The organism is Aquitalea aquatica, from assembly GCF_013911085.1.
GTDB classification, from domain to species: domain Bacteria; phylum Pseudomonadota; class Gammaproteobacteria; order Burkholderiales; family Chromobacteriaceae; genus Aquitalea; species Aquitalea aquatica.
The window spans coordinates 1-9,574 of record NZ_JACERN010000043.1; the positions used below are offsets into that span (position 1 = coordinate 1).

At 59.8% G+C, this 9,574-nt stretch carries 12 protein-coding genes and 1 other RNA gene; 6 read left to right on the forward strand and 7 right to left on the reverse strand.

Annotated elements, in window-relative coordinates:
- The first annotated feature begins 551 nt into the window (after positions 1–551).
- Positions 552–926: a hypothetical protein gene (locus H2Z84_RS19525; protein WP_181837463.1), complete on the forward strand. Its 375-nt coding sequence runs from the start codon at positions 552–554 to the stop codon at positions 924–926.
- Between the two features lie 395 nt (positions 927–1,321).
- Here the strand turns inward: H2Z84_RS19525 and arsB are convergent, their stop codons facing one another.
- The 5 genes from arsB to H2Z84_RS19550 all read right to left on the reverse strand — a co-directional run bounded on the left by arsB (position 1,322) and on the right by H2Z84_RS19550 (position 4,275).
- Entirely contained in the window at positions 1,322–2,398 is a 1,077-nt protein-coding gene (arsB, locus tag H2Z84_RS19530; protein WP_181837464.1) for an ACR3 family arsenite efflux transporter, read from the reverse strand.
- A gap of 9 nt (positions 2,399–2,407) precedes the next feature.
- Complete coding sequence (locus H2Z84_RS19535; RefSeq protein ID WP_181837465.1) at positions 2,408–2,821, reverse strand: arsenate reductase ArsC; 414 nt, start codon at positions 2,819–2,821, stop codon at positions 2,408–2,410.
- A gap of 5 nt (positions 2,822–2,826) precedes the next feature.
- Complete coding sequence (locus tag H2Z84_RS19540; RefSeq protein WP_258869500.1) at positions 2,827–3,282, reverse strand: ArsR/SmtB family transcription factor; 456 nt, start codon at positions 3,280–3,282, stop codon at positions 2,827–2,829.
- Between the two features lie 94 nt (positions 3,283–3,376).
- Positions 3,377–3,741, reverse strand: a transfer-messenger RNA (tmRNA) gene (gene ssrA, locus H2Z84_RS19545).
- A gap of 102 nt (positions 3,742–3,843) precedes the next feature.
- Complete coding sequence (locus tag H2Z84_RS19550; protein WP_220272924.1) at positions 3,844–4,275, reverse strand: EamA family transporter; 432 nt, start codon at positions 4,273–4,275, stop codon at positions 3,844–3,846.
- A gap of 292 nt (positions 4,276–4,567) precedes the next feature.
- Between H2Z84_RS19550 and H2Z84_RS19555 the strand changes: the two genes are divergently transcribed.
- On the forward strand, positions 4,568–5,203 hold the full coding sequence (locus H2Z84_RS19555; RefSeq protein ID WP_181837467.1) for a LysE family translocator: 636 nt from the start codon (positions 4,568–4,570) through the stop codon (positions 5,201–5,203).
- 8 nt (positions 5,204–5,211) lie between these two features.
- Here the strand turns inward: H2Z84_RS19555 and H2Z84_RS19560 are convergent, their stop codons facing one another.
- A complete protein-coding gene (locus tag H2Z84_RS19560; protein ID WP_181837468.1) occupies positions 5,212–5,847 on the reverse strand; it encodes a YkgJ family cysteine cluster protein in 636 nt (211 codons plus the stop codon).
- Between the two features lie 219 nt (positions 5,848–6,066).
- Between H2Z84_RS19560 and H2Z84_RS19565 the strand changes: the two genes are divergently transcribed.
- The 4 genes from H2Z84_RS19565 (at position 6,067) to H2Z84_RS19580 (ending at position 8,500) form a co-directional block, all read left to right on the forward strand.
- Complete coding sequence (locus H2Z84_RS19565) at positions 6,067–6,333, forward strand: hypothetical protein (protein WP_181837469.1); 267 nt, start codon at positions 6,067–6,069, stop codon at positions 6,331–6,333.
- Positions 6,334–6,410: 77 nt separating this feature from the next.
- Complete coding sequence (locus H2Z84_RS19570; RefSeq protein WP_181837470.1) at positions 6,411–6,599, forward strand: hypothetical protein; 189 nt, start codon at positions 6,411–6,413, stop codon at positions 6,597–6,599.
- A 144-nt stretch (positions 6,600–6,743) separates the two neighbouring features.
- Positions 6,744–7,172 carry a LexA family protein gene (locus H2Z84_RS19575; RefSeq protein WP_181837471.1) on the forward strand — a complete coding sequence of 143 codons (429 nt, stop codon included), beginning with the start codon at positions 6,744–6,746 and terminating at the stop codon, positions 7,170–7,172.
- Positions 7,148–8,500 (forward strand): Y-family DNA polymerase, encoded by a 1,353-nt coding sequence (locus H2Z84_RS19580; protein WP_258869501.1) that lies wholly within the window; start codon positions 7,148–7,150, stop codon positions 8,498–8,500. The genes H2Z84_RS19575 and H2Z84_RS19580 overlap by 25 nt, the downstream gene beginning before the upstream one ends.
- 1 nt (position 8,501) lies before the next feature.
- On the opposite strand, the gene H2Z84_RS19585 is transcribed toward H2Z84_RS19580, so the two are convergent.
- On the reverse strand, positions 8,502–9,574 hold a 1,073-nt coding region (locus tag H2Z84_RS19585; protein WP_181837472.1), incomplete at its 5' end, for an MATE family efflux transporter.

Consider the following 9,574-nt stretch of genomic DNA (forward strand, 5'->3'; position numbering starts at 1 on the left):
AGCCTGAATAACCGGCCGCGCAAATCACTCGGGTTTAAGAAGCCAAGCGAAGCATTCTGGGAATGTTGCTTCAATCTGGATATCAGAATTCCAAGCACCGTTGCACTTGGCCCTTGAAACCGCCGACCCAAAGAAAAGGCGACCCGCAGCGCGTCGAATTCCCGTCCCAGCCATCCCGCTCAGGGCGCGGCCGGAACTTGCGGCGCGCTAGCGTCGCGCCGCTGCGGACAGCCGACCGCTTAAGACCCTGAGCGGTACGTCTGCGTCGGCTCGCGCTGACGGGACTAGGTAGCGCCGGGTTTGTGCTGGCCGCCCTTAAAAAAAACCGTGGGATTCGAACCCACAGCCCGCTCGGATAAAACCGGGTTCCTTTACCTTTTCACATCGCTTCAATCGCACCGACGCCACCCTTGGCCCCGTCAAGCATGCCGACGGGTGACTGGGGCGAGGTCTTAAGCGCCTGCTTTGTTTGAGCGATTTGACGTTAGCAAATCGCGAGTTCAGGCGCGCCTCGCACCGGGCGGGGCCTGCCGGGTAGCCGCAGGCCATGCTTGTGGGGTGGCCTTGGAGGTGCAGGAGGGCTTGGCCAGGCAAGCCCTCCTGCCCGTCCGCCGCGCGGAAGCGGCAATGAAAATAAACATCCGCAGGAGCAGGTGCTCGGTTTTCTAATCGAATTGAGATTGAAAATGCTACTGATATTATTTTTATTTTTCGGCGCTGCCAATTTCATGTTTCACAAAAGGCTGTGTCATTTGACTGGCGAAGAGTTTTATATATTCACCACGCCCAACAAAGTTATTTCTTCAAAACTGCATATTGCCTTATTCTTCGGCTATTTTAAGTATAAAGATACTGAATTAACCCAATGGGCCATCACATTACAAGTATTGGCATCTGTCTTTATTGCCATCATTCTGAAAAATTAACTCCCCCTACTGGAAAATAATTCGCACAAACCTATGCCGACTCTGGCAAATCATAAACCAACCTAGGCCGAACATATCTACGGATAGCATTTGGAAATGGAAAGAGATATTTGACCAAGCAAAGATCCCTTTCCCGTCTGCCGCGCGGAAGCGGCAACACAAAACATCATCCGCGTAAGCGGATAACAGGCTTTGTTGCCACAGCGGTTATAGACCGGAGAGATGGCTGACAGCAGTTGGCAAAACGGATGGAGAAACAGGCGTGGCGGGCAGAGGCGGCGCGATAGGCTGGGCAGCACCATCAAACATGGCCGCAAAAAAGTGAAGGAGCGATTGACCACCTCATCGCTCCTTCACTTTTGCCACACGGCTATGGCATGCACGTGTCAGCTGTATCAGGCTTGTGGTGTTTCGTACCAGCCCCTGGAGGCATTCACCACCTTCACCACCAGCAGCATCACCGGCACTTCAATCAGCACTCCCACCACCGTGGCCAATGCTGCGCCGGATTCAAAACCAAACAGGCTGATGGCAGCAGCCACCGCCAGCTCGAAGAAATTCGACGCGCCAATCAGCGCGGACGGGCAGGCAATATTGTGTTTCTCCCCTGCCAGCCGGTTCAGCCAGTAAGCCAGCGCCGAGTTGAAAAATACCTGGATCAGGATAGGCACGGCCAGCAGCGCGATGACCAGTGGCTGCTTGATGATGGCCTGGCCCTGAAAGGCGAACAGCAATACCAGCGTGGCCAGCAAGGCGCAGATGGACCACGGCCCTATTCTGGCCATGGCGGCATCAAAGGCTTGCTGACCCCTGGCCAGCAGCAGCTTGCGCCACAGCTGCGCCAGGATGACCGGGATGACGATGTACAGCACTACCGAAGTCAGCAGCGTGGCCCAGGGCACGGTAATGGACGAAATGCCCAGCAGGAAGGCGACAATGGGGGCAAAGGCAAACACCATGATGGTGTCGTTCATCGCCACCTGGGACAGCGTGAACAAGGGGTCGCCATTCGACAGCCGGCTCCACACGAACACCATGGCGGTGCAAGGCGCGGCGGCCAGCAGGATAAGCCCGGCGATATAGCTGTCCAGCTGGTCGGCTGGCAGCAGCGGCGCAAACAGATGGCGCACGAACAGCCAGCCGAGAAATGCCATGGAAAATGGCTTGACCAGCCAGTTAACAAACAGCGTGACGCCAATGCCGCGCACATGCTGCCTGACTTCATGCAGGGCGGCAAAATCCACCTTGACCAGCATCGGGATAATCATCACCCAGATGAGCAGGCCGACCGGCAGATTCACCTGGGCCACTTCCATGTGGCCGATGGCCCTGAATAATCCGGGTGCCAGCTGCCCCGCCGCTATCCCGGCGACGATGCAGAGAAAAACCCACACGGTAAGGAAGCGCTCGAAAAGGCTCATCGGTGCACTCGCAGCCTGCCTGGCTGTTACTTCACATTGGGCGTGTGACATGGCTTCTCCTTACAGGCCAAGGGCCGCACGCACAGCCGGCACCAGGCGGGCACGGATGTCGTCGCGCACAGCCAGAAAGCTTTCCAGCGGCTCGCCATGCGGGTCGTGAAAGCCGACATGGATACGCTTTACCGGCCGCGGGAAGACTGGGCAGCTTTCCTTGGCGTTGTCGCAGACGCTCACCACCAAGTCGATATCCTGGTCCATGACATCCTCTACGGTCTTGGGAAACAAGCCATCAGTTGGCAGGCCTGCCAGCTTCAGTGCCGCAATCGCGCCATCGGCTACCTTGGACTGCGGGCTGGTGCCGGCTGAGATGCCACGCACCAGGCCGGCCAGTTCATGATTAAGGATTGCTTCACCCATCTGGGAGCGGCAGGAATTGCCCGTGCAGAGCACGAGGACGGTTTTAGCTGTGGTCATGGTTTTCATTCCGGAGCGGCAGGATTCGGGCTGCAACACGATTCCAGCGTGTCACAGGCTGCGGTCTTGGGCAGGCAGGCCTTGCCCTGGCAGCAATTCTTGGTCAGGAAAGCAATGAGATCATCCATCGTCCCGTATTCGGCGGAGTAGTGAATAAACCGGCTCTCACGCTCACCCTTGATCAGGCCGACACGACTGAGGTGGGAGAGATGAAAAGACAGCGTGGCATTAGGAATACTTAACTGTTCGCCAATAGCGGAGGCAATTATCCCCTTCGGACCAGCCTCGACCAGCAAGCGAAAGATGGCAAGACGGGACTCGTGCCCAAGGGCAGCAAGAATTTCAGCGGCGTTTAATGTTTCCATATTTCCATTTTTATGGAAATATAAAGCAAAGTCAAATGACGTTCTGATGCTTGGTATTGGAAGAAGCAGGCTGCCACGCCAGTCATTCGGTCGCATCGCCTTTCGCATATGACATACCGATGTGACAGCAGCCAAAGAAAAAGCCAGCAAATCAGCGGAAATCCGCGTCAGTGCTGGCTTTTAGAGGTTCTGGTGGAGGCGGCGGGAATCGAACCCGCGTCCGAAAGTCCTCTACGGTGAGTTCTACATACTTAGTCGTGTCATTTGGATTTAACCTCTGCCACGCCGACGGACAGGCTGGACTTTGGCGAGTTACCTTGAGTTTCGCACAGTACCAAGTAACCCGGCACAGCACTAGCAGATGTAGAGTGACACTACAGGGTTTTGACGCCCCCGGCCCATCTGCGAACCGTTGTAGTGTCTAGCCGGCCGTTAGGCTGCTAGAGCGTAAGTTTCGTCGTTTGCGACTAAAAAAATTCAGCTTTTTACGGGGTGACTGAAATCCCGGTATGCCCTCATCCGCTTCGCAACCCCCGTCGAAACCAGGTCGCCCCCAGATAAGACTGACAAGTATACAGCCAAACACCCGTTGCGGCTAGTCTGCCGGCCACACTGGAATCCATGCAGGGCGACGGCTGGTTTGCGCTGATCATGGCCTTAGCGCTTGAAGGCCAGCACCACTACCCCACAGGCCACCAGGGCGATACCCAGCCATTCGCGCGGGGCCGGGCGCTCACCAAGAAAGATCACAGCGAACACCGCCACCAGCACCAGGCTCAGCTTGTCAACCGGGGCCACTTTCGATGCCTCGCCCATTTGCAGCGCACGGAAATAGCAGGCCCAGGACAGGCCGGTTGCGATACCGGACAGGCCCAGAAACAACCAGGTCTTGCCCGATAGCTGCAAGGGATTGCTCCATTTACCGCCAAGCCAGACAAACAGCGACAGCACCACGCCGATGATGCCGGTGCGGATCAGTGTGGCTAGGTCGGAATCCACGCCACGGATGCCTATCTTGGCAAAAATCGCGGTCAGTGCGGCGAATACCGCCGACAACAAGGCCCAGAACAACCAACTGGCCGTTCCCATCATGTTTTTCTCCTCATTCATCGAAAGGCACCCTACCCGGCCAGCCCAGACCAACCTAGAATGGGCACTCGCACAGTACACCTGCGGCAGGCATGCCTCCATCCGGAACCATGCACCTGCCACTCTGCTACTGATGCGGACCTTGCTGACCGGACTCAGCCAGGAAAACAAGACGGCCAATCCGGGGCAGAGCTGGCGGTCAAAAACATCATCCACATTCTGTAATGCCCAACCCCCACGGCACGGCCAGTAGCAGGCACTGTCCCGTGGCGACAAACATCAAGGACAGACCATGATTTCTGCTTCCACCCTGCTGCTGTTTATGGTGACCGTACTGCTGCTGTTTTTGTCGCCGGGGCCAAATATGGCTTTTGTGCTGTCCTATTCCACCACCATGGGCCGCTCCGGCGGGCTGGCTGCCGCGCTGGGCATTGCCGTGGCCGACATGGTATTTACCATCCTCACCGCCAGCGGCATTACCGCCATGCTGGCGGGCTGGCCACCGATGTTCGATTTGCTGCGCCTGGGCGGGGCGGCGTATCTGCTATGGCTGGCATGGAAATCCTGGCGAGCCGGCGGCATGCTGGCGCTACTGGGCGGCGAGCGCCGCAGCCATCGCCAGGTGGTACGCATGGCGATGTTGAACAGCCTGCTCAACCCCAAGGCGCTGCTGTTTTTCATGGTATTCCTGCCGCAGTTTGTCAACATCGCTCAAGGCCATGTAGCACAGCAGGTATTGCTGCTGGGGCTGGTGCTGGCGGTGACCGGGCTGGCTTTCAATGCGGTACTGGCGCAATTCAGCGGGGCCTTGGGCCGCTATTTGCAGGCACAGCCGCGCTTTGCTCTGTGGCAAGGCCGGGCGCTGACGCTGGTATTTCTCGGGCTGGCCGCCCGGCTGCTACTGCTGCAACGTCCGGGCCAGCCCTGAACGAGGGCTCAGTCGATAGCGGCGGCATACCAGCGACTGGCCGCCGCATCGTCTTCCAGCGCCTGCAATACCGCGGCGCTCAACTCTTGCACCACCCCATCCAGCCCGCGCTGGCGATAGCCCAGTGCCGTGCCACGCTGCAAGGCTTCCGCCGCCATGGTGATGGCCAGATCCTGCGGCAGCTGTGCCGCGGCACTCTGGCAAGCGGTGGCAGAAAAGGAATGGGCCTTGCGGCAACTGGCCGGCCGCCACGGATAGATGCTACACAGCGCATCCTGCAAAAACGCACAAGGTGGCCGCACGGTTCCGCCTTGCGCCAGCAAGGATTGCTGCTGGCGCAGCGCCTGTAGTCGTTGCTGGAGACGGTCCGCCGACTCGCTGTGCAAGTGCTGCGCGATCAGCAAGGCTTCGGCCGGGGCCACCTCCACCCGCAGGCTGCAACAACTGGCACAACCCGCCTGGCAAGCCACCGGTTCGCCACGTAGCGCTGCCTGGGCCATGGTCTGATCAATACCGCGATGCAGATTGCCGACAAATTCGATGGCATAAACGACGCCGGGATTGGCTTGCAACGCAGCAGTCACCCGCGCACCTACCCGCTCTATTGAAGCCTGCAAGGCAGCCGCTTCGTCGGCATGCAGCATAGCCATCCTCCCAGTGGTTCTGTGATTCCAGCCGGAAACCACGGCTGATTATATCGTGCCGCGTGCGGGCTGACCGTGTCCACCTGATGCCGGCGCCGGCAACAAAACCAACGCATGTTTTAATTTGTTGATCATGATCATGCTGGCTGCAGGCAGCTCATGCAGGCCGAGCGCGCATGGTTAAAATAATGCCAATGACAAACCAAAGCACAACACGCCATGACGGAAACCGACATTGTCCGACTAATCCGGGATCTCGACACTGCCACTGAGCGGGCCATTCTGGCCGAGCTGGCGCTACTGCTGGGTTCCAGCCATCTGGGCAGCCAGCTGAAACTGGACGATCTGCAAACCCTGAGCCATCCGGCACGCAGCGTTTTTAATGAGCTGTGCGAACTGATTGGCTCGCGAGCCCAGCAGTCGTTCAGCGCCAATACTACGGGGGCCCTGCTGGCCATCCTCACCACCACGCGCAAGCAAGCCTGAACTGGCGGCTTAATCCTGCCTTAAGCCATACTCAGTGATAATCCACGCGGGGAATATCCCCCTTCAGGAGAAAAATCATGGTATCGGGTATCGGCAGTATTGGTAGTAGCGCGCCCTCCCAGCCTTTGCGCCCGGTCAGCCAGCCACTGGCCAACCGTGGCAAGGATAGCGATGGCGATAATGACGGCAGCAAGCCTGGCGTAGCAGAAAGTAAAAACCGCCCGGTTTCAGCCACCATCGGCAATACCATCAACACCACGGCCTGAGATTCCTGCGGAATCCCTGCCACACTCAGCCCGCCTACGCGGGCTTTTTTCTGTGTGCACCCGCCATGCGGGGATGAAAAACTGGCCCGCACCTAGTGCGCATCTGCTATATTTTGATTACGTACATTATCAAAATAACCCGCCATGTCTGACATTTCCCTGTGTGGCCGCGTCACCAACGCCCTACCCTGCAGCTTGCCGCTGGCCGGCATGGGCATTCGCGCCGGCTTTCCGTCGCCGGCCGACGACTATCTCGACAGTAGCATCGACCTCAACGGCTACCTGATGAGCGACCCGGATGCCTGCTTCGTGGTACGGGTACAGGGCGACTCGATGAGCGGCGCTGGCATCGTGGAGGGCGACCTGCTGATTGTCGACAAGGGCCGCCCGGCGCTGCATGGCGATATCGTGGTGGCCGTGGTGGATGGCGACTTCACCGTCAAGCGCCTGCACCGCCGCAATGGCCGGCTGGCTTTGCTGCCGGAAAATCCGGCCTACCCGGTGCTGGTACCACAAAACGAGCAGGAGTTACTGATCTGGGGCGTGGTATGCGGTTGCGTCCGCCGCTACTGATGACCCGCTTTGCCCTGGTGGATGGCAACAGCTTTTATACCAGCTGCGAGCGGGTATTCCGGCCCGATCTGATCGGCAAGCCCATCATCGTGCTGTCGAATAACGATGGCTGCGTGGTGGCCCGCTCGGCCGAAGCCAAGGCCATCGGCATTCCCGCCTTCCAGCCCTACTACCAAGTGCAGGGCCTGTGCCGCAAGCACCGGGTGGCGGTGTTTTCCAGCAATTACACCCTGTATGGCGACATGTCGCGCCGCATGATGAATATCCTGGCGCGCTTTGTACCGCAGCAGGACATTTACAGCATTGATGAATGCTTTCTGGACCTGAGCGGCATGGCCACTCCACATGCCCATGGCCGACACATCCGCCAGGCTCTGCAGGACAAGCTGGGCCTGCCCAGTTGCGTGGGTATCGGCCCCAGCAAGACACTGGCCAAACTGGCCAACCATGTGGCCAAGCAGCAAGCACAGTGGCAAGGGGTATTCGATTGGGCCGATCTGACACCGGCCGAGGCCGAACGCCTGCTGGCCAATATGGATGTGCGCGAAGTATGGGGCGTGGGGCGGCGACTGGCGGAAAAACTGCACCAGCTGCGCATCCGCAGCGCACTGGATCTGCAAAGAGCCGACTCGCGCCAGCTCAAGCGTCATTTCAACGTGGTGCTGGAACGCACCGTGGCCGAGCTCAACGGCATATCCTGCCTGGCGCTGGATGATGTCGCCAGCGGCAAGCAGCACATCATTTCCAGCCGCAGCTTCAGCCGCCAGGTCAGCAGCCTTCCACCGCTATCGGCCAGCATCGCCCACCATACCGCCCGTGCGGCTGAAAAACTGCGTGCCCAGGGCAGTACGGCGGCGATGATAGGCGTGAGCATCCAGACCAACTCTTTTGGCAGCGCCACCCCCTATCACGGCTACACCTGCATTCCGCTGCTGCAGGCCAGCGACGACACGCTCAGCCTGAACCAGGCGGCCCAAGCCGGGCTGCGCCAGCTGTTCCGGCCCGGTCTGCGTTATCACAAGGCCGGGGTGGTGTTGATGGAGATCGGTGACAAGGCCATCCAGCAACAAGATATGTTCGCCCCTGCGCCAGACCCGCGCCGCGCCCGGCTAATGTCCACCATCGACCAGCTCAACCGGCGACTGGGCAAAGGCAGCATCCGGCTGGCCATCGAAGACATCAGCCCGGATTGGCAGATGCGCCAAGCCATGCGCTCACCCTGCTACAGCACAGATCCGCAGCAGGCGATCACCGCCAATCAGCCGTCGTATGCCAGCGCACCAGCCGGCTACCGCCTGCACTGGCCACGCCAGCTGCCCGGCAGCTAACTCAGCGCAGCAGGCCCACGCCATCACGCAGGGCCGGCCAGGCCAGGGTCAGCAGCAGGCCGCGCATGGCCATCAACACCAGCAAGGCGGCCCAGATGCCATGATTGGCAAAGCCGCGCTGCAGTAGCCACAAGGCCGGCACATACGCGGCAAAGCTCAGCAGCATGCCATTACGTAATACCTGCGTGCGCATGGCCCCCATGAACACGCCATCCCAGAAAAAAGCCCAGATACACACCGGCGGCAACACCACCAGCCAGGGCCAGAAGGCCGCTGCCATGCGCTGCAATTGCACATCCGGTGTCATCAGCGGCAGGTAAAACAAGCCCAGCAGCGCCATGGCCAGCGCCAGCAGGCTGCTCCAGCCCAGCGACAGCCAGCTGCAACGCCGCACCACCAGCACCAGCCCGGCCCGCGAGCCGGCACCAATAGCCCGTGCGCCATATACCTCCGCCGCTACGGCGAATCCGTCCAGCAGGCTGACGCATACCATGAAGGCCTGCAGCAGCAGCTGATTGGCCGCCAGCGTCAGCGTCCCCAGCTGAGCTGCGCTGCGTGTCATCAAGGCAAACGATACGGTCAGCAGCAAGGTCCGCACCATGATGTCCAGGTTGGCAGCAAACAGTCGTCGCCACGGTGCCATGCCACCCAGCTGCTGCCAGGCTGCACGCCACTGTTGCCATGGCACTTGCCGCAGCATTACCCGCCCCGCCAGCACACTGGCAGTCATTTCGCTGATGGCCGTCGCCCAGCCGGCCCCGGACACCCCCCAGCCCAGCCCGGAGACAAAAGTAATGGCCAGCGCCGCATTCAGGGCATTCATCAGCAGCTGCAGCAACATGACCTGGCGGGAATGCCCCAGCCCCAGCAGCCAGGCGAACTGGGCATAGGCCAGCAAGGTAAACGGAGCCGACCAGATCCGGGCATCAAAATACTGCCGGGTGAGTTCGGCCACCTCGGTCGGCGGGGCCAGCAGGCGCAAGGCCAGCCAGGCAATCGGCTGCTGCAGCAATAGCAAAGCCACCCCGCCGAGCATGGCAGCCAGCATGGGCCGCAAGCCGGCCAGCACCACGG